The sequence below is a fragment of the Streptomyces sp. NPDC006643 genome, assembly GCF_042870175.1.
In the GTDB taxonomy this organism is placed as follows: domain Bacteria; phylum Actinomycetota; class Actinomycetes; order Streptomycetales; family Streptomycetaceae; genus Streptomyces.
In genome coordinates, this window is record NZ_JBIAHA010000003.1 from 276536 (window position 1) to 302355 (window position 25820).

Consider the following 25820-nt stretch of genomic DNA (forward strand, 5'->3'; position numbering starts at 1 on the left):
GCGCGGTCTTGTGGCCCGTGCAGGGCCTGCCCCAGGGTGCATGTATGCGCATACAGGAAGCGCATACACGCTGTCGGCGACTCTTTTGGGGCCGCCCCTGTTCTGCTCTCCCCCCAGGAGTACGACGCCATGACGCACGCCGCCCCCGCCCCACGCCGCCGCACCGTCCTGGGCGGCGCCGCCCTCGGTACGCTCGCCACCGCCGGTCTGTCCGCGCCGGAAGCCCGAGCCGCCCAGGCCGCCCCGTTCGCCCCGGCCGCGTCGACGGAGCCGGACGCGGCCGGCTCCGTCTCGTACCGGAACAAGCAGATCCACATCGGCGGCAAGCCCGTGCTCGTACTCGCCGGGGAGATCCACTACTTCCGGCTGAAGAAGGCCGACTGGCAGTCCCGGCTCGACAAGGCCAAGGCCGCCGGGCTCAACACCATCGCCTCGTACATCCCCTGGATGTGGCACGAACTGCCCGACGGCACCATCGATGTCACCGGCCGGACCCGCCCCGAGCGCGACCTCGGCGCCTTCATCGACCTCTGCCACCGCAACGGATTCCTCTTCATCGCCCGCCCCGGCCCCTTCACCATGGCCGAGCTGAAGGGCGAGGGCGTCCCCGAGCGAGTGCGTGAGGACCACCCGGAGATCGTCTCCACCGGCTGGCACGACGCTCCGGCCACCACCCCCACCGTCGACTACCTCGCGCCCGCCTTCCTCAAGGAGATGCGCCACTGGTACGCGGCGGTCATGCCGGTCCTCGCCAAGCGGCTGCACGGCAGCGGCGGCCCCGTCGTCGCCGTACAGCTCGACAACGAGATCGGGATGCTGGCCTGGGTCAGCAACTCGCCCGACCTCACCGATCATCTGACGGCCGACTTCGACGGCTGGCTCCGTAAGGAGTACGGGGACGGCCTCGCCGCGCGTTACCCCTTCGCGGACGAGGACCTGGCCGGGCGGCGCGAGGCGATCCGCGCTCCTAAGGACGCGTACGGCGCGGCGCTGATGCACGACCTGGGCCGCTTCATGCGGGGACGCTTCGCGCGGTACGTCGCCGAACTGCGCACGGCCGCCGAGGAGTACGGCGTCACCGGCGTCCCGTTCGTGATCAACATCCACGGCACCTCCGACAGCCGCGCCGAGCCGTTCCCCATCGGCATCAGCCAACTGATGGAGACCTACGGGGGAATCGAGGGGACGATCTCCGGCGCGGACTTCTACCTCGGCGACCTGACCCTGCGCAACGTCACCGACCTGTATCTCGTCAACGCCTTCATGGACGCGGTCAACGACAAGGACCAGCCCGTCACTGCGCTGGAGTTCGACGCCGGACACGCCGACTACGGGCAGAACATGGACAGTCAGACGAGTCCGTCGGGCGTCGATCTCAAGACCCGGCTGTGCGTCGCGCAGGGCGCCAAGATGATCAACTATTACCTGTTCGCGGGCGGGTTCAACCCGAAACTCGACAAGCCGACGGGTGACGGGAACGACCGGATCGGCATCACCGGCGAGCGGCACGGATTCGCCGCACCCGTCGATCCGGAGGGCCGGCCAGGAGTCAGCTACGCGTCGACGCGGCGGACGGTCACCGCGATGGACTCTCTCGCCGATGTACTCGCGCCGATGCGGACGACGTACGACGACGTGGCGCTCGGATTCGTACCCGACCACTATCTGACCGAGTACCACCCGCCGGAGCTGGCATCCGTACAGAGGGTGCTGGACGAAGCGGTGAACACGCGCGGCGCCGGCCCGCGCGGCTCCCTGGCCCGCGCGATGCTGCTCGGCGGCTTCCGCTACCGGGCCGTGAACCTCCAGGCGGGCGACCTGGACACCAAGGCCGTACCGGTACTCGCCCTGGCCACCGGCGAGCACCTGGGCGCCGAGCTACAGCGGCGCCTCGTCCGCTACGTCGAGGCGGGCGGAAAGCTGCTGCTGTCCGGGCGGCTGCCGGTCAAGGACATGGCCGACAAGCCCTGCACCGTGCTCGCGGACGCGCTGGGCCTCAAGGCCGGGAAGACGCTCACCGACGCCAACCGCTTCTGGCTGTCGGTGACCGCCCACGGCTGGGCGGCGCCGCTGCCCGAAGTGCGGCTGTCGCGCACCCAGTTGTGCGAGCCCTCCCGGGGCAGGACGGTCCTGCGCGAGCTGTCCACGGGCAAGGGCTGCGGCTTCGACATCCCGCTCGGACGGGGGCGAGCCGTGGTGATCACCACCGACTACCAGTGCGACCTGACCTTCTGGGGACGTGCCTTCCGCGCCCTGGACGCCGCCCCCGCGATCCGGCACAGCGCCACCGACCCGGGAGTCTTCCTGCTGACGACGGCGGACGGCGAGCGCGGACGGCTGCTGCACGCGTTCAACGTGTCATCGGGTTACGACCAGGACTTCACGGTCACGGAGAACGGCAAGCCCCTCTTCGGCGGCGAGAAGCTGCGCCTGCCCGGCCGTACGGCGGCGATCCTGCCGCTCGGGCTGGACGTCGGCGGCCTGCGCGTCGCGTACGCCACGGCGGAACTCACCGGCGGCGCCGACGGCCGCGCGACGTTCCGCGCGCTCGGCGGGGGCGGCGGCTCCGACGGGTCGGCCGGGGAGTCGGTGGTCGCGGTGGACGGCGCGGCGCGCTGCGACGGTGCCCGTGTGTCGACCGAGGGCGGCCGGACCGTCCTGCGCGTACGCCGGGCCGAGTTCACCGTACGGCGCGCCTGACGTACCACGCGGCGTACGGGAGGCGCCCCGGCCGCCGACGCTGCGGACCGGGCTGTCGCCTGTCGTGGGAGGCTGTGACGGGCCCGCCCGCAGGCGGCGGCCCGTCCGAATGCCCCGCCCCGACTCGCCCGACCCGCCCCGACCGAAGGAAGCCGACGTGGCCGAGCACTTCCTGGACTCCGTGCCCGGCACGGTCAGCAACGTCTTCTCGCGCGAACTGCCCCCGGTGCTGACCGTCGACCCCGGGGACACGCTCACCGTCCACACGCTCGACTGCTCGGGCCACCTGGAGCGGCGCCGTACGGCGGACGAGGACGTGCCCCGCATGTTCGGCGAGCGGGGCGGCCACCGTCTGGTCGGGCCCATCGCCGTACGCGGCGCCGAGCCGGGCATGACGCTCTCCGTGACGCTGGAGTCCCTGCGCCCCGACGACTGGGGCTTCACGGCGGCGGCGACGTCCGACACCCCGCTCACCCGCCGGCTCGGCATGAGCGGCGAGGAGTCCGAGTGGCTGACGTGGGACCTCGACGCGGACCAGGGCACCGGGACCGACCAGTACGGCCACACGGTCTCGCTCGCGCCCTTCCTCGGCGTCATCGGCACACCCCCCGTCGAACCGGGCGAGCACTCCACGACGCCGCCCCGCGCCCTCGGCGGCGGCAACATCGACTGCCGCGAACTGGTCGCCGGATCCACCCTGTTCCTGCCCGTCACCGTCCCGGACGCGCTGCTGAGCGTCGGCGACGGTCACGCCGCGCAAGGCGACGGCGAGGTCTCCGGGACCGCGATCGAGTGCGGCATGACGACGCGCCTCACCGTCGGCCTCCAGCCGTCCCCGCCGCTCCCGACGCCGCACGCGGTGACCCCCGCCGGCCGGATCACCTTCGGCTTCGACGCGGACCTCAACGAGGCGTCGGCGCAGGCTCTCGACGCGATGCTGACATGGCTGATGTCGCTGCACGGAGTGAAGCGGGCGACGGCGCTGGCTCTGGCCAGTACGACGGTCGATCTACGGGTGACCCAGGTGGCGAACCAGGCGTGGGGCGTCCACGCGGTGCTGCCGCACGACGCGATCCGCTGAATCCCACGCGCCCGTGTCTGCACCGGGCGTGGCCGACGAGCGTGCCGCCGGCCGCTTCCGTCGCCACGAGCCCCGACTCCGGACGTACCGGCACCGGATCCACCGCCACCGCGTCCACCGTCACCGGATCCACCCCCTCACGCCGCCGCGGCGAAATACTCTTCGAGGACCGGCGCCAGCACATGCGGCGCCACCTCGTGCACCTGCCCCGTCAGGGTGCGGTGCCGCCCGCGCGGCAGCGCCTCGGCGACCGCACGGGCCGCCCCCCGCACCGGCGGCGGACTCGCGCCCCCGTCCACGACCATGACCCGCGCCGTGATCCGCGCGAGCCGCTCCGTGGGCACCGGTCCGGGACCCATCACGGCGTTGTCGTACGCGAGGGTGTGCGCCAGCGCCGTCATGCCCTGCCACATCGCCGACCGGCGCATCCCCGTCACCACGTCGAGCGGCACCCCGACCATCGACAGGAACAGCTCCACGGCCTCCTCCCGCTGCCCGTGCGCCAGCAGCTCCTCCAGCCGCGCCGTGTAGGCGGAGTTGTCCGTGATCTCCGCCGGACCGGCGTCGTAAGGAGGTTCGTACACGGCGAGTTGGGTGATCGGCAGCCCCGTGGCAGCCGCCTCCAGCGCCAGGGCGGCGCCCGAGGACATGCCGTAGAGGGAGGCGCTGCCGCCCGCCTCCGTAAGGAGGGCGGCGATGTCCTCCACCTCTCGTTCCACCGCGTACGGCGCCGTGTCGCCGCTGCCGCCGCGCCCGCGCCGGTCGTAGGTGATCACGCTGAAGCGCGGTGCGAGGAGCGCCGCCAGCGGCGCTTCGGCCGCCGCCGTGCTGAACGCCCCTCCCACCATGATCACCGGAGGCCCGTCGCCACCCGTCCGCCGGTACGCGATGAGGGTGCCGTCACCCGACTTCGCCTTGCCCACTTGGTCCATACGCGTATGGACCGGCGCGCTCACCGGAACTCATCGGCGCCGGGCGGAATTTGACGAAGATTCTTTTCCGGACCGGCCGCGGGCTCTCCGTCACGTGCTCCGGTGACGGAGCCGCTCAGCCCGCGACGACCTCGGTCTCGTAGAAGCAGAAGTGGTTCTTGATCTCGGCCACTTCGTCCTTCGGCTCGGGATAGGCCCAGACCAGGTCGGGTGCGTCGGGCAGCGACCAGTAGGAGGCGTCGCCCTTGAACGGGCAGTGGGTCGTGGTGTCCGACGGGGTCAGCAGCTCCGTACGTACGTCCTCCGGCGGCAGGTAGTAACGGACGGGCAGTCCGGTCTCGTGCAGCAGCAACGGCCGGCGGCTGTCCGCGACGACCTGTCCGTCACGGACGACCCGTACATGCGTGTCGCCCCGCTCGACGGTGATGGTGTGCCCCTTGGCCATGACGATCCGCTCCTTCGGTGAACTCGGTCACGCTCTCCTACCGTCAGCAACGGCGGGCCACGCCCTCTTCCCCAAGAGGTCACCCGGATACCGTGGAACCATGAATATCTGTGTCTTCCTCTCCGCCGCCGAGCTGGACGAGCGCTACACCCGCCCCGCCCGCGAGTTCGCCGAACTCCTCGGCAAGGCGGGCCACACGCTCGTCTGGGGCGGTTCGGACGTCGGGCTGATGAAGGTCGTGGCCGACGGAGTGGAGGAGGCGGGCGGGCGCCTCGTGGGGGTCTCCGTGGGCTTCCTGGGCGCGTCGATGCGGGCACGGGCCGACGAGATGGTCATCGCCAAGGACCTCGCCGAGCGCAAGGCGCTGCTCCTCGCCAAGTCCGAGGCCGTCGTGATCATGGTCGGTGGTACGGGCACGCTGGACGAGGCGACCGAGATCCTCGAACTGAAGAAGCACGGCATGCACGACAAGCCCGTGGTGCTGCTCAACACCGCGGGCTTCTACGACGGTCTCAAGGAGCAGTTCAGCCGTATGGACAGGGAGGGCTTCCTCCCGCTGCCCCTGACGGACCTGGTCTTCTTCGCGGAGGAGCCGGTGGGCGCCCTCGCCTATCTGGAGGAGTCCGCCGGGGTGCGCTGACCTCGCGTCCGCCCACCGCCGCACCCGGCGCCGCCGTGGCGCCGGGACCGTACAGCCGTGCCATGGGGTGATGCGAACATGACCTCATGGCTACCCATCTGATCACCGGCGCGGGCTCCGGCATCGGCGCCGCTGTCGCGCGCCGGCTGCACGCGCGCGGCGACGACCTGCTGCTCTTCGCCCGCGACGCCGGCCGCGGCAAGGAACTCGCCGAGACCTACCCCGGCGCCCGTGCGCTCGTCGGCGACCTCGCGACCCCCGACCGGCTCTCCTGGGCGCTGTCCCACCAGACGCTCCCGGAGCGGCTGGACTCGCTCCTGCACATCGCGGGCATCGTCGACCTCGGCCCCGTCGGCGAGCTGACCCCCAAGGCGTGGACCGGCCAGCTGAACGTGAATCTTGTCGCTCCCGCCGAGCTGACCCGTCTCTTCCTGCCCCAACTGCGCGCCTCGCAGGGCCAGGTGATCTTCGTCAACTCCGGAGCCGGACTGACCGCCAACGCCGAGTGGGGCGCGTACGCCGCGTCCAAGCACGGCCTGAAGGCACTCGCCGACGCCCTCCGTCAGGAGGAGCGGCCGAACGGCCTGCGCGTCGCCTCCGTCTATCCGGGCCGTACGGCCACCCCCATGCAGATCAAGGTGCACGGTCAGGAGGGCAAGGAGTACGACCCCTCGCGCTGGATGGACCCGGAGTCGGTCGCCACGACGATCCTCACCGCCCTGGACCTGCCGCGCGACGCGGAGATCAACGACCTGACGGTGCGGCCGGGACGATGACCGAGACCACCAGCGGCGCGGCCGTGCCCCTGTGGGGGTCCGCCACCGGCGTCGGGTCCATGCCGGGCGACGACGCGCGCGAGACGGCCAAGGGCGTCACCGGCACCTTCGAGGACTTCCCGCACCTGCCCGAACTGCCCGCGCGCGGCCCCGGCGCCGACATGATCGGGCGCACCGCCGGGATGCTCGTCGAGGTCTTCGCCCGCGTGGAGCCCAGCGGTTGGCGGATCGGCGACCGCCCCGGCCGGGACACCCGCCGGGCCCGGTCCTGGCTGGGCGAGGACCTGGACGCGCTCGAAGAGTTCACCCAGGGGTACGAGGGTCCTCTCAAGATCCAGGTCACCGGCCCGTGGACGCTCGCCGCGTCCCTGGAGCTGCGCAACGGCGAATCGGCCCTCAGCGACCCCGGAGCCTGCCGCGACCTGGCCGGATCCCTGGTCGAGGGGCTGACGGCGCACCTGGCGGACGTACGGCGCAGGGTGCCCGGCGCCACGCCGGTGCTCCAGCTCGACGAGCCGTCGCTCACCGCCGTCCTGCGCGGGCAGATCAGGACGGCCAGCGGCTACCGCACCCACCGGGCGGTCGACCGGCAGGTCGTCGAGGACGCGCTGCGCCAGGTGATGCGGGCCAACGACGGACCCGCCGTGGTCCACTCCTGCGCCCCGGACGTGCCGTTCGCGCTGCTGCGCCGCGCGGAGGCGGCAGCCGTGTCGTTCGACTTCTCCCTGCTCACTGAGCGTGACGACGACGTGATCGGCGAGGCGGTGGAGGGCGGCGTGAAACTCTTCGCCGGAGTCGTGCCGGGCACGGACGCCCCGTTGTCGGACCCGGGGGGTAGCGTCATGGGTATCAGAACGCTGTGGCGCAGGCTGGGGCTGGATCCGGGGACTCTCGCGGAGTCCGTGGTGATCACTCCGGCATGCGGGCTGGCGGGTGCCTCACCCGCGTACGCCCGTGCCGCGACGGCGCACTGTGTCAGGGCGGCGCGATCCCTCGCGGACAACCCTGAGTGACATCGGCGAGACATGGGTAGCGCCGATCGCGGTGCTCGCGGAGACGCGGTGGGACGGGAGGACGAAACGGTGACTGGCGAACAGCGGACGGCAGTGCCCGCGGAGGCTCGGGAGCGGCACGCGCACCTCGCCGAGCAGGTCGAGGAGCACCGGTTCCGGTATTACGTGAAGGACCAGCCGGTCGTCAGCGACGGCGAGTTCGACAAACTGCTGCGCGCCCTGGAGGCGCTGGAGGAACAGTACGGGGAGCTGCGTACGCCCGACTCGCCGACCCAGAAGGTCGCCGGGGCGTACGAGACGGAGTTCACCGCGGTCGAGCACCGCGAGCGCATGCTCTCGCTGGACAACGCGTTCGACGACGAGGAGCTGGCCGCCTGGGCGGAGCGCGTCGCCAGGGACGTGGGCGCCCCGGGCTTCCACTTCCTGTGCGAGCTGAAGGTGGACGGGCTCGCCGTCAATCTCACCTACGAGCAGGGCAGGCTGACCCGCGCCGCGACCCGCGGGGACGGCCGCACGGGCGAGGACATCACGCCCAACGTCCGTACGATCGCGGAGATCCCGCACCGGCTGAAGGGCGACCGGGTCCCGGAGCTGGTCGAGATCCGCGGCGAGGTCTTCTTTCCCATGGAGGGCTTCCAGGAGCTCAACGCGCGGCTGGTCGAGGCCGGTGACAAACCGTTCGCCAACCCGCGCAACGCGGCGGCGGGTTCGCTGCGCCAGAAGGACCCCAAGATCACGGCGTCGCGCCCGCTGCACATGGTGGTGCACGGCATCGGCGCGCGGTCGGGCTTCGACATCGACCGCCTGTCGCACGCGTACGAACTGCTGGAGGAGTGGGGCCTGCCGACCGCCCAGCACAACAAGGTCGTCGAAGACCTCGCGGGCGTACGGGAGTTCATCACCTACTTCGGTGAGAACAGACACTCGGTCCAGCACGAGATCGACGGCGTCGTGGTGAAGCTGGACGAGATCGCCCTCCAGGGAAGACTCGGCTCGACCTCCCGCGCCCCGCGCTGGGCGATCGCCTGGAAGTACGCGCCGGAGGAGGTCAACACCAAACTGGTCGACATCCGCGTCGGCGTCGGACGCACCGGCCGCGTCACCCCGTACGCGGTGGTCGAGCCGGTCCTCGTCGCCGGCTCCGAGGTCGAGTTCGCCACCCTCCACAACCAGGAAGTGGTCAAGGCCAAGGGCGTCCTCATCGGTGACACCGTCGTGCTGCGCAAGGCGGGCGACGTCATCCCGGAGATCCTCGGCCCGGTCGCCGACCTGCGCGACGGCAGCGAGCGCGAGTTCGAGATGCCGGCCGTCTGCCCCGAGTGCGGCACCGGGCTACGGGCCATGAAGGAGGGCGACATCGACCTCCGCTGCCCGAACGGCCGTTCCTGCCCGGCCCAGTTGCGCGAGCGGCTGTTCTATCTCGGTGGCCGCAAGTGCCTGGACATCGAGAACTTCGGCTATGTGGCCGCCGCCGCGCTGACGAAGCCGCTGGAGCCCCCGACGCCCCCGCTGCTCGACGAGGGCGACCTCTTCGGTCTCACCGTGGAGCAACTGCTCCCGATCAAGGCGTATGTCCTCGACATGAACACCGGCCTGCCCAAGCGGGACCCGGAGACCGGCGAGGAGAAGATCGTCACCGTCTTCGCCAACCAGGAGGGCGAGCCGAAGAAGAACGCGCTGGCGATGCTGGAGCACATCGCCGCCGCCAAGGAGCGCCCGCTCGCCCGCGTCATCGCCGGGCTCTCCATCCGGCACGTGGGCCCGGTCGCCTCGGTCGCGCTGGCCCGCGAGTTCCGGTCCATCGACCGTATCGAGCAGGCCACGCAGGAGGAGTTGGCGGCCGTCGAGGGAGTCGGCCCCATCATCGCCGATTCGCTCAAGCAGTGGTTCGAGGTGGACTGGCATCGCGAGATCCTCCGCAAGTGGCGGGATGCCGGGGTCCGGATGGAGGAAGAGGGCGCCGACGAGGACCAGGGACCGCGCCCGCTGGCGGGCCTCACCGTGGTCGTCACGGGCACGCTCGACAATCACACCAGGGATGGCGCGAAAGAGGCGCTCCAAACCCTCGGAGCGAAGGTGACCGGGGCCGTGTCGAAGAAGACCGCCTTCGTGGTCGTCGGCGACAACCCCGGCTCCAAGTTCGACAAGGCCATGCAGCTGAAGGTGCCGGTGCTCGACGAGGCGGGGTTCGCCGTGCTGCTCGCCGAGGGCCCCGAAGCGGCGCGGGAAGCCGCCGTACAGGCGCCTGAGGTGGCCGATGAGGGGGCGAGGGAACCGGCCAAGGAATCGGTCAAGGACGCCTCGGAATCGGCTGACGAAGCGTCTGCCGGAAGCGGGTCGGAGTGACCGAACGGGCACAACAAGCCCTCGTAGGTCACCCGTTCGGCGCATACCAGATGGATAAGGAAGGGCGGGTTGCATTCGGGCAACAGCGGTAGAGCGCTGCCCGCCGACGCCGTTCGCGGCCTACTGTTGAGGGGTACGCCTGTCGTGCACGGCTGTGTGTGGGAAGTCAGTCGTGGTGGCATGACAACGTGCCATCGCGTGGTAACGGCACTGCCGGCTGTGAGAGGGACGGGAATGAAACCGACCGAGAGCGCCGCCCCGGTCTCACGCCCGCGCGCATTCGCGGGACTGGGAGCCCTGTCGGCCCGAGTGCCCCTCGTCGTGGTGGGAGTAGCCGCCTTCGTGCTGGCCCTGGGCATCGTCCGGGAGGTAGGCGAGGGACGGGCGCTCTTCCCGGACGGCACCACGGGCTGGTCGCTCGCCGTGCTCACCGGCATCATCGTGGGCCATCTCGTCGCGCTGGGCCGCGACCGCTGGTGGGGCGGCACGGGCTCCGGCGCCGCCCTCACCCTCGCGGTGCTGCTCCTGTACGGCTGGGTGGCCGCCGGTCTGGTCAGCCTCGCCGTCGTCGTGCTCGTCGGCATCGCCCGCAGACATCGCTGGCGCCAGGGCGCGCTCCACGGTGCCGTCGACATCCTCGGCATAGGGGCGGCGGCCCTGGTCCTGCTCGCCTTCGGCGACGTACCGACAGTCGCGAAGCCCTGGCAGCCCCTCCACTGGGGGATCGGCACCGTCCCCGAGATCGTGCTGGCTGCCGGGGCCTATCTGTTGGTGACCCGGCTGCTCCTGTGGTATTCGCTGACCCCGCAGGGCGGCGGCCTGCCGACCGTCGCCCGCACGGCCCTGCTGCGGCAGTGCCTGCTGGCGGTCGCGCTGCTCGGCATCACCCCGCTGATCTGCGTGGTCGCGGTGTCCCGGCCGGTCGTGCTGCCGCTGTTCGCCGTCCCGCTGATCGCCCTCGACTCCACGCTGTGGATCGCACGCGCACGGGCCGAGGAACAGCTGCGCGACCCGCTGACCGGGCTGCCCAACCGGCAGTGGCTCCTGGAGCGGACCTGGACGGCCCTGGAGGAGGCGAAGACCCTCGGGGCGCGCTCCGCGCTGGTCCTGATCGACCTCGACCGGTTCCGTTCCGTCAACGACACACTCGGTCATCTCGCGGGCGACAGACTGCTGTTGCAGATAGCGGAGCGGCTCAAGCTCGCCCTGCCGCGCGGGGCGGAGGCCGCGCGGCTCGGCGGCGACGAGTTCGCCGTACTGCTGCCGCTCGTCGACTCCATCACCAGCGCGCAGCGCGTCGCCCGGCATCTCGCGGCCGAGCTGTCCTCGCCGCTCGATCTGGACGGACTGACGCTCGTCCTGGAGGCGAGCGCGGGCGTCGCCGTGTACCCCGAGCACGCGCTGGACGCCGAAGGGCTCCTCCAGCGCGCCGACGTCGCGATGTACCAGGCCAAGCGGGACCGTACGGGCGTGGAGGTGTACGAGTCCAAGCGGGACTCCAACACCCCCGACCGGCTCGGCCTGTTGGGCGATCTGCGGCGCGCCCTCGACGCGGGCGACGTGGAACTGCACTACCAGCCCAAGGTCCGCTTCGACGGCCAGGTCGTCGGCCTGGAGGCGCTCGTACGGTGGGTGCATCCGGACCGGGGCAGAGTGCCCCCGGACGAGTTCATCGCCATCGCCGAGTCCTCGGGCCTGATGCCGCATCTCACCGAGTACGTACTGGAATCGGCCCTCGGCCAGGTCGCCCGCTGGCGCGCCCAGGGCCTGTTCGTCCCGGTGGCCGTCAACGTCTCGCCCCGTGACGTCCACACCCCGGGCTTCGCCGGCGCGGTCGCCGCGCGGCTCGCCCGGCACGGCGTCCCGGCCGGCGCGCTCCAACTGGAGATAACCGAGCATGTCCTGCTGGAGGACCCGCAGCGGGCCGCCGACACCCTGGCGGGCCTGACGGCCCACGGCGTGAAGATGTCCCTCGACGACTTCGGCACGGGCTACTCGTCGCTGGTCCACCTGCGGCGCCTGCCGGTGAGTGAACTGAAGATCGACCGTTCGTTCGTGGCCCGCCTCGCCATCGACAACGAGGACGCGGAGATCGTCCGTTGCACGATCGACCTGGCGCACTCGCTGGGCCTGGTGGTCGTCGCCGAGGGCGTCGAGGACGACGAGACCTGGGAGCGCCTGCGCGACCTGGGCTGCGACGCCGTCCAGGGCTGGCTCGTGGCCGCCGCGATGCCGCCGCACGAGGCGACGTCCTGGCTGCTGGCCCGCGGGGAGACCGGCTGGCACCGCCCGCCGCCCGCACCGGCCCTGGAGCCGCCGCGCACCGATGCTTCGGGCCCCTCCAGCCGCGTCGTCCAGTAGCCGGTCCCGGGGCGGACGCGCGTACCCGGCCGGGACGGGAGCGCGGAAAGGGAATCCGTTTCGTGGGCACGGTGCCGCGCCCCATAGGATTGGCTCAAAATCCCGACACCCACCCAGAGGATCGCTGCATGCCTGGCATCACGCGCGAGGAGGTCGCCCACCTCGCACGGCTGGCGCGTCTGGAGTTGAAGAGCGAAGAGCTCGATCACTTCGCCGGTCAGCTCGACGACATCATCGGCGCGGTCGCCCGCGTAGCCGAGGTCGCCGACCAAGACGTTCCGCCGACCTCCCACCCGCTGCCGCTGACCAACGTCATGCGCGCGGACGAGGTACGCCCGTCGCTCACCCCCGAGCAGGCGCTCTCCGGCGCCCCGGCCCAGGAACAGCAGCGTTTCAAGGTGCCGCAGATCCTGGGGGAGGACTAACAGCCATGACGGACATCAAGACCGACATCATCCGGCTCACCGCCGCCGAGATCGCCGGGAAGATCGCCTCCGGCGAGCTGACGGCCGTCGAGGTCACCGAGGCGCACCTGGCCCGTATCGAGGCCGTGGACGAGAAGGTCCACGCCTTCCTGCACGTCGACCGGGAAGGCGCCCTCGCGCAGGCGCGCGCCGTGGACGAGCAGAAGGCCCGGGGCGAGAAGCTCGGCCCGCTCGCCGGCGTCCCCCTGGCCCTGAAGGACATCTTCACCACCGAGGGCGTCCCCACCACCGTCGGCTCCAAGATCCTCGAAGGCTGGATTCCGCCGTACGACGCGACGGTCACCCGGCGTCTCAAGGACGCGGGCGTCGTCATCCTCGGCAAGACCAACATGGACGAGTTCGCCATGGGGTCCTCGACCGAGAACAGCGCCTACGGCCCCACGGGCAACCCCTGGGACCTCACCCGGATCCCCGGCGGCTCCGGCGGCGGCTCGTCCGCCTCCCTCGCCGCGTACGAGGCACCGCTCGCCATCGGCACGGACACCGGCGGCTCCATCCGCCAGCCCGCGTCGGTCACCGGCACGGTCGGCGTCAAGCCCACCTACGGCGGCGTCTCCCGCTACGGCATGGTCGCCTTCTCGTCCTCGCTCGACCAGGGCGGCCCGTGCGCCCGTACGGTCCTGGACGCCGCCCTCCTCCACGAGGTCATCGGCGGACACGACCCGCTCGACTCGACATCCATCGACGCCCCCGTCCCGCCGGTGGTCGAGGCCGCCCGCAACGGCACCGTCGCCGGTATGCGCGTCGGCGTCGTCCGGCAGTTCTCCGGCGAGCACTACCAGGCCGGCGTCATGCAGCGCTTCGCCGAATCCGTCGACCTCCTCAAGGAGCTGGGCGCGGAAGTGGTCGAGCTGGACTGCCCGTCCTTCGACCTCGGCCTCTCGGCGTACTACCTGATCGCCCCCTCCGAGTGCTCCTCCAACCTCGCGCGCTTCGACGCCATGCGCTACGGCCTGCGGGTCGGCGACGACGGCACCCGTTCGGCCGAGGACGTCACCGCCCTCACCCGTGAGGCGGGCTTCGGCGACGAGGTCAAGCGGCGCGTCATGCTCGGTACGTACGCGCTCAGCTCCGGCTACTACGACGCGTACTACGGCTCGGCCCAGAAGGTCCGCACCCTCATCGTGCGGGACTTCGAGAAGGCCTTCGAGCAGGTCGACGTGATCGTCTCGCCCACCACGCCCACCACCGCCTTCCCGATCGGTGAACGCGCCGACGACCCGATGGCGATGTACCTTTCCGATCTGTGCACCATCCCGACCAACCTGGCCGGAAACGCCGCCATGTCGCTGCCCTGCGGACTGGCGCCGGAGGACGGACTGCCGGTCGGGCTACAGATCATCGCCCCGGCGATGAAGGACGACCGTCTCTACCGGGTGGGAGCCGCGGTCGAGGCGGCGTTCGTCGAACGCTGGGGACACCCGCTGTTGGAGGAGGCACCGTCGCTATGAGCGCAATGACCAAGAAGGCCAAGGGCTTCAAGAAGTCCAAGTCCGGCATGTACCTGTCGATCGGCACGACCGCGTTCGGCGCGGTCAGCGTCGTCAAGCAGGCCAGGCTCGCCCGCCAGGACAACGACACACTGCGGCTGCTCGACGCCGCCGTCTCCGCCGCCGCCATCGTCACCGGCATCGCCCTGCTCTACCGCGAGCTGAAGCGACTGGGCGACGACGACGTCCTGCTGGGCTGAGCCCGCAGAGAGGGAAAGTTTCACCGTGACCGTCACTGAACACGTGTCGCTCGTCCCGTACGACGACGCTCTCGCGACGTACGACCCCGTCATGGGCCTGGAGGTCCATGTCGAGCTCGGCACCAGAACGAAGATGTTCTGCGGCTGCTCCACCGAGCTGGGCGCCGACCCCAACTCGCAGACCTGTCCCACCTGTCTCGGCATGCCGGGGGCGCTTCCGGTCGTCAACGCGATCGGCGTCGAGTCCGCCGTCAAGATCGGTCTCGCGCTGAACTGCGAGATCGCCGAGTGGTGCCGGTTCGCCCGGAAGAACTACTTCTACCCGGACATGCCGAAGAACTTCCAGACGTCCCAGTACGACGAGCCGATCGCCTACAACGGCTATCTGGACGTCCAGCTGGACGACGGCGAGATCTTCCGCGTGGAGATCGAGCGCGCCCACATGGAGGAGGACACCGGTAAGTCGCTGCACGTCGGCGGCGCCACCGGCCGTATCCAGGGCGCGTCCCACTCGCTGCTGGACTACAACCGCGCCGGCATCCCCCTCATCGAGATCGTCACCAAGCCGATCGAGGGCGCGGGGGCGCGTGCGCCGGAGGTCGCGAAGGCGTACGTCGCGGAGCTGCGCGAGCTGATCAAGGCGCTGGACGTCTCCGAGGCCCGCATGGAACAGGGCCAGATGCGCTGCGACGTCAACCTGTCGCTGCGCCCGCACGGCCGTACGACGTTCGGCACCCGCTCGGAGACGAAGAACGTCAACTCCCTGCGCAGCGTGGAGCGGGCGGCGCGTTACGAGATCCAGCGGCACGCCGCGGTTCTCGACGGCGGCGGCACGATCATCCAGGAGACCCGTCACTTCCACGAGGAGGACGGTTCCACGACGTCCGGCCGCGTGAAGGAGGAGGCGGAGGACTACCGGTACTTCCCCGAGCCGGACCTCGTCCCGATCGCGCCCGCGCGCGCGTGGGTGGAGGAACTGCGCGGCGGACTGCCGGAGCTGCCCCGGCTGCGCCGCAAGCGGCTGCGCGAGGAGTGGGGCGTCTCGGAGCACGACATGCAGTCGATGCTCAACGCGGGCGCGGTCGACCTGATCACCGCCACCGTCGAGGCGGGCGCCCCCGCCGACCAGGCACGCAAGTGGTGGATGGGCGAGCTGGCGCGCAGCGCGAACGAGACGTCCACCGATCTCGCGGCGCTCCCGATCACCCCGGCGCAGGTCGCCAGGGTGGCGGAGCTGGTGACCGCGGGCGACCTCAACGACAAGCTGGCCCGCCAGGTCCTGGAGGGCGTCCTCGCGGGCGAGGGCGACCCGGACACCGTCGTCGAGAAGCGCGGCCTGAAGGTCGTCTCCGACGAGGGCGCGCTGGGTACGGCGGTGGACGAGGCGATCGCCGCGAACCCGGCGATCGCGGACAAGATCCGCGCGGGCAAGGTCGCGGCGGCGGGCGCCCTGGTGGGAGCGGTCATGAAGGCCACCCGCGGCCAGGCGGACGCGGCACGCGTACGGGAACTGATCCTGGAACGCCTGGGCGCGGAGGGCTGACACACCGCCACGGGACCGGCACACCTGGGGGCTGAGCCCCTGGGGGCCGGTCCCGTTTCGGCGCCGCTCGGGCGAGGGACGGGCTTGTCGGTCCCGTGCCTGTGGGGTGCCGGGCGGGGGCGTGGGTTGCCCCGGTGGCGTGGTGCCGTACGGCCAGTGGTCGCCGCCGAGTCGTGTCGGCGGGCCGTACGCCCTCTGCCCGGCACTGAGCCCCGGCTCGACGCCCTCGCCGTAAGCGGCACCCTCGTACCAACCACCCGCCGTGCGGCAGGGGCGACGCGGGGGGCGTTGCCCGGCGGACACCCGTGTGGGTCGTAGGTTGGGCGGGCGCGGCGTGTGGGTCGCGTGACCGTACCGTCCGCCCACCAGAACCCTGGCGCCGCCCCGTGAACAGCCTCGCCGCCGAGATCGTGTCCGTCGGGCTGCTCCTCGGCGTACTCGCCTTCGCCGTCGTGCGGCCGAGAGGTCTGCCCGAAGCCGTCGCCGCCATCCCGGCCGCCGGTCTCGTCGTCGTACTCGGCGCCGTCTCGCCCGCCGACGCGTGGGAGCAGACGCACACGCTGCTGCCCGTCGTGGGATTCCTCGCCGCGATTCTCGTGCTCGCCCAACTCTGCGACGACGACGGCCTGTTCGACGCGGCGGGCGACCTCGTTGCCCGATTCTGCGGCGGGCAGCCGCGCCGGCTGCTCGGCGGCGTGTTCGGCGTCGCCGCCGTCACCACCGCCGTGCTCAGCCTCGACGCCACCGTCGTCCTGCTGACGCCCGTCGTCTTCGTCACCGCGAGTCGCGTCGGCGCCCACCCCCGCCCGCACGTCTACGCCTGCACCCACCTCGCGAACTCCGCGTCGCTCCTGCTCCCCGTCTCCAATCTCACCAACCTCCTCGCGTTCACCGCCAGCGGACTGACCTTCACCCGGTTCGCGGTACTCATGGCGCTCCCGTGGCTGGCCGCGATCGCCGTCGAGTACGTCGTCCTGCGCCGCTTCTTCGCGGCCGACCTGGCCGTCGGGGCGCACCCTCCCAAGGAGGCCGAGCCGCGCACCGTACCGACGTTCACGCTCGTCGTCCTCGGTCTGACACTCGTCGCGTTCGCCGTCACCTCCCTTGTAGGCATCGAACCGCTGTGGGCGGCCTTCGCCGGTACGGCCGTCCTCGCCGCCCGCGCGCTACGGCGCCGACGCACCACCCTCCCCGCGCTCTGGCGCGCCGCCTCCCCGCTCTTCTGTCTCTTCGTGCTCGCGCTGGGCATCGTCGTCAAGGCCGTCGTCGACAACGGCCTCGACACCGGGATCAGCCGCATCCTCCCCGGCGGCGAATCCCTCACCACCCTGCTCGTGATCGCCGCCGTCGCCGCCCTGCTGGCCAATCTGATCAACAACCTGCCGGCGATCCTCGCCCTGCTGCCCGTCGTCGCCCCGGCCGGCCCCGGCCCCGTGCTCGCCGCGCTCATCGGGGTGAATCTGGGGCCCAACCTCACGTACGTCGGTTCACTCGCCACCCTCCTGTGGCGCCGTGTCCTGCACGAACACGACTCCGCGCCCTCGCTGGGGCAGTTCACCCGGCTCGGACTGCTCACCGTGCCCGCGACACTGATCGCTTCGACCGTTGCCCTGTGGGGCACCCTCCAGTTGTGAGTGACGTGAAGACAACCGCCCTCGTCTGGATCACCCCGTCCACCTGGCCCGCATGCGTCGACGCCGCGCGGGAAAGGGCCCCCGACGACCACGTCGTCCTGCTGCACGTCGGCGACGACCGGATCGCCGCCGAGGCGCACCGCGCCTACGCGGGGCTGCTCGGCCGGGGCCACGGTCCCGAACGCGACCCCGGCAGCAGACTGGAGGAGCTGTCCGGCGCGGCCGGCGCCGACCTCCTGGAGAAGGCGGCGCACCGGCTCGGCCGGCCGTGCGAACTGCTCGACCGGCACGGCCGTCCTCAGGAGGAGGTCGTCCGCGCGGCGGCCGACGTGGACCTGCTGATCTGCGCGCGCGACGGCGACCGCGAGCGGCCGGGCCCGCACAGCCTCGGCCCGGAGTCCCGCTTCGTGGTCGACCACGCCCCGTGCCCGGTGCTGCTGGTGTGGCCGCATCAGGTCTGAACCGGGGCCGCCCGATCTCCGGCGCCCCGGCCGTTGCGACAATGCCCGGATGAACACACGGAGCAGGGACGAGCTTCTCGCCGAGGCGGTCGATCTGCGCACCCGGGGGGAAGCGGAGCAGGCCCGGGAGCGGTTGGTCGCTCTCGCTCAGCGGCACCCGGACGACGCGGAGGTGGCCTATCAGACCGCCTGGACACATGACGCGCTCGGCCTGGAGGCGGAGGCCGTCGCCTACTACCAACAAGCCCTCGCAGGTACGGAACTCCCGGCGGGGGACCGTCTCGGCGCCCTGGTCGGTCTCGGCAGCACCTTCCGGATCCTCGGCCGGTACGAGGAAGCCGTCGAGACGCTGCGGGGCGGGCTGGCGGAGTTCCCCGACGACGGCGCCCTGCGGACGTTCCTCGCCATGGCGCTGTTCAACACCGGGCAGCACGACGAAGCGACGCGGATCCTGCTGGAGTTGCTGGCCGCGACGAGCGACGACCCGGGCGTGCGGTCGTACCGGAGGGCCATCGGCCACTACGCGAAGGATCTGCGCGAGGTCGTCCAGCAGGGGCCGTGAGCGCCCGCCGTACGCCCTACGGGTACAGATCCCGGCCGTACGTCGCGGGGTCGTCCAGCGCGCCGAGGACGAGGTCGGCGAGGTCCGCGTAGGTCGTACGGGGCGCGAGGCCCCGGTGCGGCGTGAAGGAGCGGGGGCGGTTGCCGCGGGCCGGGCCGTGGTGCAGCACCCCGGACCGTACGACCGTCCACTCCAGGCCGCTGGTGAGGACCACCGCGTCCTGGGCCTCCCGCTCCCGCAGGAGGGGGCGGGCCGTCGCGCGGTAGAGGGCGGCGATGGTACGGCCGGAGAGGCCGCGTACGTGGGGGCCGTACCCGGCCTCCGAGACGACGATCAGCCGGCGTACGGCCAGCTTGCGCATCGCGTCCACGATCAGTTCGGTGCCGCGTGAGTACAGAGGCGTCGTCCGGTTGCCCTTGAGGCCGAAGGCGATCACCGCGGCGTCGGCGCCGGTGAGCGCGTCGGTCACGGCGCTCTCGTCGAAGGGGCTGCCGGTCACCACGCGGTCGACGGGGGCGCCGCCCAGCCGGGCCGGCTCCCGCACCTGCGCGGTGGTGCGGTGCCCGGCGCGCGCGGCGGAGGCGAGGAAGGCTTGTCCGGTACGCCCGGTGGCGCCGAACACGGTGACATTCATGGGCAGGCTGTCCCTGTCGTATGCGCGGGTGCGCGGGTTGCTCGTCGGAGGCCCAGCTTGCGCCACACGGGCTCCCACCGCCACGGCTCCGCACGGATCGGACGGGGGCGACTCTCGGACGTTCATCGCCGGGCCGTCCCCGGGTCTTCCCGCCGCCACTTACGGTGGCTAGCTTCCGGGCCGTAGCACTTGACTTGGGAGGATCTCTTGGCCACTGACATTTCACGGCGACGGCTCTTCGCGCTCGGGGGCGGCGCCGTCGGCGCCGCCGCGGCGGCCTCCGTACTGCCGCCGTCCCTGCGCGCCGCCATCGCCGCCGAGGCGCCGGCCGGGGGACTGGACGCCGTCAGACATGTCGTGGTGCTGATGCAGGAGAACCGGTCGTTCGACCACTACTTCGGCACGTTGCGCGGCGTACGGGGCTTCGGGGACCGCAACGCGGTGGAACTGCCCACCGGGCGCCCCGTGTTCGAGCAGCCGGGAGCCGCCGGCGGCACCGTCCTGCCGTTTCCCGTGCGCGACGCCGCCGAGGCGCAGAAGAAGGACCTTCAGTACATAGGCGACCTCGACCACTCCTGGAACGGCGGCGCAAAGGCGTGGAGCAACGGCTGGATGGACGGCTGGGTCTCCGCCAAGACCGCCGCCACCATGGCGTACTACGACCGCGCCGACATCCCGCTGCACTACGAGCTGGCCGACACCTTCACCATCTGCGACGCCTACCACTCGTCCGTCCACACCTCCACCAGCCCCAACCGCAACCACCTGTGGAGCGGCTGGACCGGCTACGAGGCGGACGGCCGGCGCGCCGTCGGCAACGACGCGTACGCCGAGGGCACCCATCCCGGCTACGCGTGGCCGACGTACGCCGAGCGGCTGGAGAAGGCCGGACGGACCTGGAAGACGTACTCGGAGTGGGAGAACTTCACCGACAACAACATCGAGTTCTTCACCTCCTTCAAGAAGATCGCGCACAAGGCGCTCGCCGCGGCGCGTGAACTCGAACTCGAAGGCGCCGACGGCTTCACCTACATGGAGGCCTTCTACGCCGCGGTGCGCGACACCGACGACGCCGCCGTAAGGGCGAGGCTGCTCGCGGCCCTGGAGGAGGGCGTCGGGGCCCTCACGGCCCCGGAGCGCTCCCTCTTCGAGCGCGGGCTGCGGCGCGTCGAGTCGGGCACCCTCGCCGCGTCGTTCCGCGCCGACGTGGCGGCGGGCACCCTGCCCGAGGTGTCGTACCTGGTGCCCTCCGCCGTCGACTCCGAGCACCCGGGCGCGTCCTCACCGGTCGCCAGCGCCGGCCTCGTCTACCAGGTGCTCGACGCGCTCGGCGCCCACCCGGACGTCTGGCGGCACACGGTCGTACTGATCAACTACGACGAGAACGACGGCTTCTTCGACCACGTCCCGCCCCCCGTGCCGCCCGTGGACGACGCCGACGAGCGCTGGGAGGGTCGCCCCACCGGGCTGGGCATCCGCGTGCCGCTGCTGGTCGTCTCGCCCTGGACCGTCGGTGGTTACGTCTGCTCACAGGTCTTCGACCACACGTCGGTCGTCCGCTTCCTGGAGAAGTGGACCGGGGTGCAGGAGCCCAACATCACCCCGTGGCGGCGCGCCGTCACCGGCGACCTGACATCGGCCTTCGACTTCGGACGGGGCCGGCCGCGCCCGGACGTCGAGCAGCCGGGCCCCGTCCCGCCGTTCACGGGGCGCTGGCGGCCCGCGCCGCCGACCGTCCAGCGGATGCCGGTGCAGGAGCCCGGTACGCGGCCCGCCCGCCCGCTGCCGTACCAGCCGGACGCCCACGGCCGTCTCGTGGCCGGCCGGGACGGGGCGCGCGCCCTGCGGCTCGAACTCCGCAACACGGGGCGGTCGAGCGCCCACTTCGCGCTCTATCCGTACGCCGGTGAGTTCGACGTCCCCCAGCACCGCGACGTGCGGGGCACGTCGCAATGGACGGTGCCCCTCAGCGGCGACGCGTACCGCTTCACCATCACCGGACCCAACGGCTTCCGCCGTGAGTTCGCCGGCCCCGTGTCGGGCGGCGGCGCCGAGGTCAGCACATCCGTCGACCATCACGACCGCGATCTGCATCTCACCCTCCGTAATGAGGGTGATCTGCCCGTCACCTTCACCGTGCGCTCCCTCGGTTACGCGGACGAGGCCGATCTCGGCGACTGGAAGCGCGAGTTCAAGGTCAAGCCCGGACGCAGCCGCCATGTCGTGCACTCGGCCGCCGACGCGCACGGGTGGTACGACATCGAGGTGACGGCGGGCCGGGGCTTCCGGCGACGGCTGATGGGCCACATCGAGAACGGGAAGCCGAGCGTCTCCGGCTGAACCGGAATTCCCTGCTCCCATTGATCGAACGCCAGGTCAACACTGTGTGAGGAACCCCACCAAACGGGCAAACGATCACGATTCGATGTCAGAGTTGGCTCTCCGGGACCACGCAGGGGAGCAGACCGTTGGCCACAGTCGCGCGGTGGTGCGTCAGGCACCGGCTCCTGGTCGTGCTCCTGTGGCTGCTCGCACTCGGCTCCACCGCCGGCGCCGCCGTCGTGGCCGGGACGTCGTACTCCAACGACTACGAGGCTCCCGGCACCGAATCCGGCCACGCCGTCGACCTCCTGAAGACCGGCTTCCCCGACCGCAGCGGCGACAGCGACACCGTGGTCTGGCACTCCGAACGCGGCTCCGTCCGCGCGGACGACATCGAACTGCGCATGGGCGTCACGCTCGGTGAGATCGCCAAGCTGCCCGGGGTGGCCGGTGTGATGAGCCCCTACGTCATCAGCGGCGGCGCCGCGACGCCCGCGCACGCGTCCGGTCCCGAGGACGGCGAGGGCGTCCGCCAGATCAGCGAGGACGGCCGTACCGCCTTCGCCGTGGTGACCTTCGAGAAACAGGTCGACGACATCCCCGCCGCCCAGGCCCAGGCCGTCGTCGACACGGCGAAGAAGGCGGCCACCGACGATCTCCAGGTGGAGGTCGGCGGCGGCGCCGTCGCCCTCACCGAGGGCACCACGGCGCACACGGCGGAGATCGTGGGCGTCGCCATCGCCGCCGTGGTCCTCTTCCTCGCCTTCGGCTCGCTCGCGGCCAGCCTGCTGCCCATCGCGACCGCGCTGGTCTCTGTCGGGACGGCGTACGCGGGCATCGCGCTCCTCGGCCATGTCATGACGGTGGCCGACTTCGCGCCCATGCTCGGTCTGCTCGTCGGGCTCGGCGTCGGCATCGACTACGCCCTGTTCATCGTGACCAGACACCGGAAGGGCCTCAAACAGGGCCTGACGGTCCCCGAGGCCGCCACCGAGGCCGTCGCCACCACGGGGCGCGCCGTCGTCTTCGCCGGAGCCACCGTCTGCATCGCGCTCCTCGGCATGCTGGTGCTGCGCCTCAGCTTCCTCAACGGCGTCGCCATCGCCGCCTCGCTCACCGTCGCGCTGACGGTCGCCGCGGCCGTGACGCTGCTGCCGGCCCTGCTCTCGTACACCGGCACGCGCGCGCTGAACCGCCGCGAGCGGGCCCACCTCGCCGCACACGGCCCGCGGCCCGAGCTGCCCACCGGATTCGCCGCCCGCTGGTCCGCCTTCGTGGAACGTCACCCGCGGCTGCTCGGCGTCGCGGCCGTGGCCGTGATGGTGGTGCTCGCCCTGCCGACGTTCTCGCTCCATCTGGGGACCTCCGACCAGGGCAACAACGCCGCGTCCACCACCACCCGGCAGGCGTACGACCGGCTCGCCGAGGGCTTCGGCGCCGGCGTCAACGGCCCGCTGACCCTCGTCGCCGAGCTGGACGGCGCCGACGACCGGCTCGCGATGGACCAACTGCCGGACACGCTGCGCGAGTCGCGGGGCGTCGCCTCCGTCGGGCCGATCGTCTTCAGCGGCAGCGGCGACCGGGCCCTGCTCACCGTGGTTCCCACGTCGGAGCCCCAGTCCAAGGCCACCAGCGACCTCGTCGACCGCCTCCGTACGGAGATACTGCCCCGCGCACAGGACAGCACCTCCCTGGAGGTGGCGGTCGGCGGGGTCACGGCCAGCTACGACGACTTCGCCGAGGTCGTCGTCGGCAAACTGCCGCTGTTCGTCGGCGTCGTCGTCGCCCTCGGCTGTCTGCTGCTCCTGGTCGCCTTCCGCTCCGTCGGCATCCCACTGAAGGCGGCGGTGATGAACATCGCCGCCGTCGCCTCGTCCTTCGGGATCGTCGTCGCGATCTTCCAGTGGGGGTGGGGGAGTGAACTCCTCGGCCTCGGCAGTGCGGGCCCCATCGAGCCGTTCCTGCCCGTGATCATGGTCTCGGTCCTCTTCGGCCTGTCCATGGACTACCAGGTCTTCCTGGTGAGCCGGATGTACGAGGAGTGGCTGGCGACCGGCGACAACAAGCGGGCCGTGCGGGTCGGCCTCGCCGAGACCGGCCGCGTCATCAACTCGGCCGCCGTGATCATGATTTCGGTCTTTCTCGCCTTCGTGCTCAGCGGGGACCGCGTCATCGCGATGTTCGGCATCGGGCTGGCCGCCGCCGTCGCGCTGGATGCCTTCGTCCTCCGTACACTCCTCGTGCCCGCCCTGATGCATCTGCTGGGCGGCGCCAACTGGTGGCTGCCGGGATGGCTGGACCGCCGGCTTCCGCGTCTGAGCATCGAGGCGCCCAACGGCCGCCGAGCGGCGTCTGGGAAGATCCCCGCGCGGCGTGACGAGCACGCGGAGCGGGTGGAACACGCGCCGCGGTGAGTGGGCCGCCATTGAGCCGACCGGACCGAAGGAGTGCGATGTTCGCGATATCACTGGGTGACGACGGGGCGGAACTGAGACCGCTGGAGCCGTGGCAGGCCGAGGAGTTCCTCGCGCACATGGACCGCGCCCGGGACCTGGTCGACGTGCACGTGGGGCTCGCCCAGGCCGTGGCCGACCTCGACTCGGCGCGGGCGTTCCTCCTCAGATACGCCGAGAAGCAGGCCGCCGACGCCGGGCGGATCTACGGGATCTGGCTCGACGGCACCCTGGTCGGCGGCGTGATGTTCCGGCTCTTCGACGCCGTCCAGGGCACCTGCGAGGTCGGCTGCTGGCTCGAACCGGGGGCCACGGGGCGCGGTCTGGTGACCCGCGCGGTGCGGGCGCTCATCGACTGGGCGGTGGAGCGGCGCGGCATCCACCGCGTGGAGTGGGTGGTGTCGTCGGCCAACACGGCGAGCATCCGGACCGCCCAGCGCCTCGGTCTGCGGCGTGACGGCGTGCTGCGGTCGGCGAGCGTCCATCACGGGCTCCGGCAGGACAACGAGATCTGGTCCGTACTCGCCCCCGAGTGGCGTGAGCAGGGACGGCGCACCACTTGACGAAACTCTCATGGATCTCTCATACGGGCCGCCTACCGTGCGGCGCATGAACCCCACGACCAAGCCAGAACAGCCCGCTGACGACAGCGGCGAGACCGAGGCGGAGCGCGCCGTTCCGGCTACTGCCGAGAAGAACGACGCGCCGGGCCCGAGCCTGGCCAAAGAGCCTGGGGAGACACCTGAGGCGGGCCGCGGCGACGGCGCCGACGGTGACGGAACCACGGACGGCGACGGGGACGACGGCGACCTGCTGAGCGACGACCTGGACGGCGAGTACACCCCGCCGCCCTCCAGCGGCCTCGCCGCCGCCTCCGCGGCGCTCGTCTCCCTGCTGCTCTCGCTCGTCTCGCTCATCGGCACCTGGTCCGGCAAGGTGATCTCCGAGCGCGAGACGCTCGTGGGCCAGATCGACCTCGGCCAGACCGGCACGGCGGAGCAGCAGATCTCCGAGATCTACGGCGACGCCTGGCACGCCATCGCGCTGACCAACGGCATCTTCGCGGTGCTGGCGCTCATCGCCGGCCTGGTCGCGCTCGGTCTGCCGCAGCGCAAGAGCTGGGTGCGGCCGTTCGCCGTGGCCGGTCTCGTGCTCGCCGCGCTCGGCCTGCTGATCTCCGTCGGCATGTACTTCGACGTCTTCGTGTCCCTGCCGGAGCCGCCTCCGGCCCAGGCGCCGCCCGCCGGCTGAGCCGGGTGAACGGCGCCTCCTAAGGAGTACGGGGAGCGCGCCGAGGAGGGCCGGACGGGGCCTTAGGTCCCGCCCGGCCCTCCGTGCGTCCCGCCTAAGGCCCCCGCGCCGCGAAGATGCGGCACGCGCCCGATGCGTGCGTACCCCCTGAGAGACGAGTGTTGAGGCATCGCAGGACGCCGAAGCACTTCGTGACAAGGGGAGTCGAGATGTTCGAGTACGAGATGCACCAGATGCGGTCGGCCGAGCTGATCCGTGAGGCCGACGACCGGCGGCTGATCCGCCAGGTCCGTAAGGCCCGCAAGGAGGCCGCGCGCAGCGCCCGCAACGAGGGCGAGGGGCGGGTGGTGTCACCCCGCGGCCGGTTCGCCAGGGCCGCGTGACGGGCGGCGTACGGAGATGGCCGCCCGCCCCGACCTCCTGAAGAAGCCGGATCGACAGTCGCCGCGGGTGCCACCGGCACCCGCGGCGACCGCCGCGATAACGAGTGC

At 71.6% G+C, this 25820-nt stretch carries 22 protein-coding genes; 19 read left to right on the forward strand and 3 right to left on the reverse strand.

Annotation, left to right across the window (positions count from 1 at the left end; genetic code table 11):
• The first annotated feature begins 129 nt into the window (after nucleotides 1–129).
• A complete protein-coding gene (locus ACFYNU_RS06205; RefSeq protein ID WP_356587990.1) occupies nucleotides 130–2700 on the forward strand; it encodes a beta-galactosidase in 2571 nt (856 codons plus the stop codon).
• Between the two features lie 157 nt (nucleotides 2701–2857).
• Nucleotides 2858–3781 carry an acetamidase/formamidase family protein gene (locus tag ACFYNU_RS06210; protein ID WP_356587988.1) on the forward strand — a complete coding sequence of 308 codons (924 nt, stop codon included), beginning with the start codon at nucleotides 2858–2860 and terminating at the stop codon, nucleotides 3779–3781.
• A 137-nt stretch (nucleotides 3782–3918) separates the two neighbouring features.
• On the opposite strand, the gene ACFYNU_RS06215 is transcribed toward ACFYNU_RS06210, so the two are convergent.
• Complete coding sequence (locus ACFYNU_RS06215; protein ID WP_388765354.1) at nucleotides 3919–4704, reverse strand: alpha/beta fold hydrolase; 786 nt, start codon at nucleotides 4702–4704, stop codon at nucleotides 3919–3921.
• A gap of 124 nt (nucleotides 4705–4828) precedes the next feature.
• Nucleotides 4829–5158, reverse strand: a complete 330-nt coding sequence (locus ACFYNU_RS06220) for a DUF427 domain-containing protein (RefSeq protein WP_356587984.1) — start codon at nucleotides 5156–5158, stop codon at nucleotides 4829–4831.
• A gap of 100 nt (nucleotides 5159–5258) precedes the next feature.
• Here ACFYNU_RS06220 and ACFYNU_RS06225 point away from each other — a divergent pair, with 100 nt between their 5' ends.
• The 12 genes from ACFYNU_RS06225 (at nucleotide 5259) to ACFYNU_RS06280 (ending at nucleotide 18669) form a co-directional block, all read left to right on the forward strand.
• Complete coding sequence (locus ACFYNU_RS06225; RefSeq protein ID WP_356587982.1) at nucleotides 5259–5798, forward strand: TIGR00730 family Rossman fold protein; 540 nt, start codon at nucleotides 5259–5261, stop codon at nucleotides 5796–5798.
• Between the two features lie 86 nt (nucleotides 5799–5884).
• On the forward strand, nucleotides 5885–6574 hold the full coding sequence (locus tag ACFYNU_RS06230; RefSeq protein ID WP_356587980.1) for an SDR family oxidoreductase: 690 nt from the start codon (nucleotides 5885–5887) through the stop codon (nucleotides 6572–6574).
• The gene (locus ACFYNU_RS06235) at nucleotides 6571–7587 is read left to right on the forward strand and encodes a methionine synthase (protein WP_356587978.1); all 1017 of its coding nucleotides are present in this window, start codon (nucleotides 6571–6573) and stop codon (nucleotides 7585–7587) included. Before ACFYNU_RS06230 ends, ACFYNU_RS06235 begins: the two co-directional genes overlap by 4 nt.
• Before the next feature lie 69 nt (nucleotides 7588–7656).
• Nucleotides 7657–9933 carry an NAD-dependent DNA ligase LigA gene (gene ligA, locus ACFYNU_RS06240; RefSeq protein WP_356587976.1) on the forward strand — a complete coding sequence of 759 codons (2277 nt, stop codon included), beginning with the start codon at nucleotides 7657–7659 and terminating at the stop codon, nucleotides 9931–9933.
• Between the two features lie 234 nt (nucleotides 9934–10167).
• A complete protein-coding gene (locus ACFYNU_RS06245; protein WP_356587974.1) occupies nucleotides 10168–12294 on the forward strand; it encodes a bifunctional diguanylate cyclase/phosphodiesterase in 2127 nt (708 codons plus the stop codon).
• Between the two features lie 128 nt (nucleotides 12295–12422).
• On the forward strand, nucleotides 12423–12719 hold the full coding sequence (gene gatC / locus ACFYNU_RS06250; protein ID WP_023538474.1) for an Asp-tRNA(Asn)/Glu-tRNA(Gln) amidotransferase subunit GatC: 297 nt from the start codon (nucleotides 12423–12425) through the stop codon (nucleotides 12717–12719).
• A 5-nt stretch (nucleotides 12720–12724) separates the two neighbouring features.
• Entirely contained in the window at nucleotides 12725–14230 is a 1506-nt protein-coding gene (gene gatA, locus ACFYNU_RS06255) for an Asp-tRNA(Asn)/Glu-tRNA(Gln) amidotransferase subunit GatA (RefSeq protein ID WP_356587971.1), read from the forward strand.
• Entirely contained in the window at nucleotides 14227–14469 is a 243-nt protein-coding gene (locus ACFYNU_RS06260; RefSeq protein ID WP_356587969.1) for a hypothetical protein, read from the forward strand. The genes gatA and ACFYNU_RS06260 overlap by 4 nt, the downstream gene beginning before the upstream one ends.
• 25 nt (nucleotides 14470–14494) lie before the next feature.
• On the forward strand, nucleotides 14495–16012 hold the full coding sequence (gene gatB, locus ACFYNU_RS06265) for an Asp-tRNA(Asn)/Glu-tRNA(Gln) amidotransferase subunit GatB (RefSeq protein ID WP_356587967.1): 1518 nt from the start codon (nucleotides 14495–14497) through the stop codon (nucleotides 16010–16012).
• 386 nt (nucleotides 16013–16398) lie between these two features.
• A complete protein-coding gene (locus ACFYNU_RS06270; RefSeq protein ID WP_356587965.1) occupies nucleotides 16399–17646 on the forward strand; it encodes an SLC13 family permease in 1248 nt (415 codons plus the stop codon).
• Nucleotides 17643–18107 (forward strand): universal stress protein, encoded by a 465-nt coding sequence (locus ACFYNU_RS06275; RefSeq protein ID WP_356587963.1) that lies wholly within the window; start codon nucleotides 17643–17645, stop codon nucleotides 18105–18107. The genes ACFYNU_RS06270 and ACFYNU_RS06275 overlap by 4 nt, the downstream gene beginning before the upstream one ends.
• A gap of 49 nt (nucleotides 18108–18156) precedes the next feature.
• Complete coding sequence (locus tag ACFYNU_RS06280) at nucleotides 18157–18669, forward strand: tetratricopeptide repeat protein (RefSeq protein ID WP_356587961.1); 513 nt, start codon at nucleotides 18157–18159, stop codon at nucleotides 18667–18669.
• A 16-nt stretch (nucleotides 18670–18685) separates the two neighbouring features.
• Here ACFYNU_RS06280 and ACFYNU_RS06285 read toward each other — a convergent pair whose 3' ends face one another.
• The gene (locus ACFYNU_RS06285) at nucleotides 18686–19303 is read right to left on the reverse strand and encodes an NAD(P)H-binding protein (RefSeq protein WP_356587959.1); all 618 of its coding nucleotides are present in this window, start codon (nucleotides 19301–19303) and stop codon (nucleotides 18686–18688) included.
• Nucleotides 19304–19510: 207 nt separating this feature from the next.
• Between ACFYNU_RS06285 and ACFYNU_RS06290 the strand changes: the two genes are divergently transcribed.
• From ACFYNU_RS06290 to ACFYNU_RS06310, 5 genes are all read left to right on the forward strand, one after another.
• The gene (locus tag ACFYNU_RS06290; RefSeq protein ID WP_356587957.1) at nucleotides 19511–21643 is read left to right on the forward strand and encodes a phosphocholine-specific phospholipase C; all 2133 of its coding nucleotides are present in this window, start codon (nucleotides 19511–19513) and stop codon (nucleotides 21641–21643) included.
• Between the two features lie 128 nt (nucleotides 21644–21771).
• Nucleotides 21772–24039, forward strand: coding sequence for an MMPL family transporter (locus ACFYNU_RS06295; RefSeq protein WP_356587955.1), 2268 nt, complete (start codon nucleotides 21772–21774; stop codon nucleotides 24037–24039).
• 38 nt (nucleotides 24040–24077) lie between these two features.
• Nucleotides 24078–24641, forward strand: a complete 564-nt coding sequence (locus ACFYNU_RS06300; RefSeq protein WP_356587953.1) for a GNAT family protein — start codon at nucleotides 24078–24080, stop codon at nucleotides 24639–24641.
• 46 nt (nucleotides 24642–24687) lie between these two features.
• Nucleotides 24688–25329 carry a hypothetical protein gene (locus ACFYNU_RS06305; protein WP_356587951.1) on the forward strand — a complete coding sequence of 214 codons (642 nt, stop codon included), beginning with the start codon at nucleotides 24688–24690 and terminating at the stop codon, nucleotides 25327–25329.
• Between the two features lie 209 nt (nucleotides 25330–25538).
• Nucleotides 25539–25712 (forward strand): hypothetical protein, encoded by a 174-nt coding sequence (locus tag ACFYNU_RS06310; RefSeq protein WP_356587949.1) that lies wholly within the window; start codon nucleotides 25539–25541, stop codon nucleotides 25710–25712.
• Nucleotides 25713–25820 lie beyond the last annotated feature (108 nt).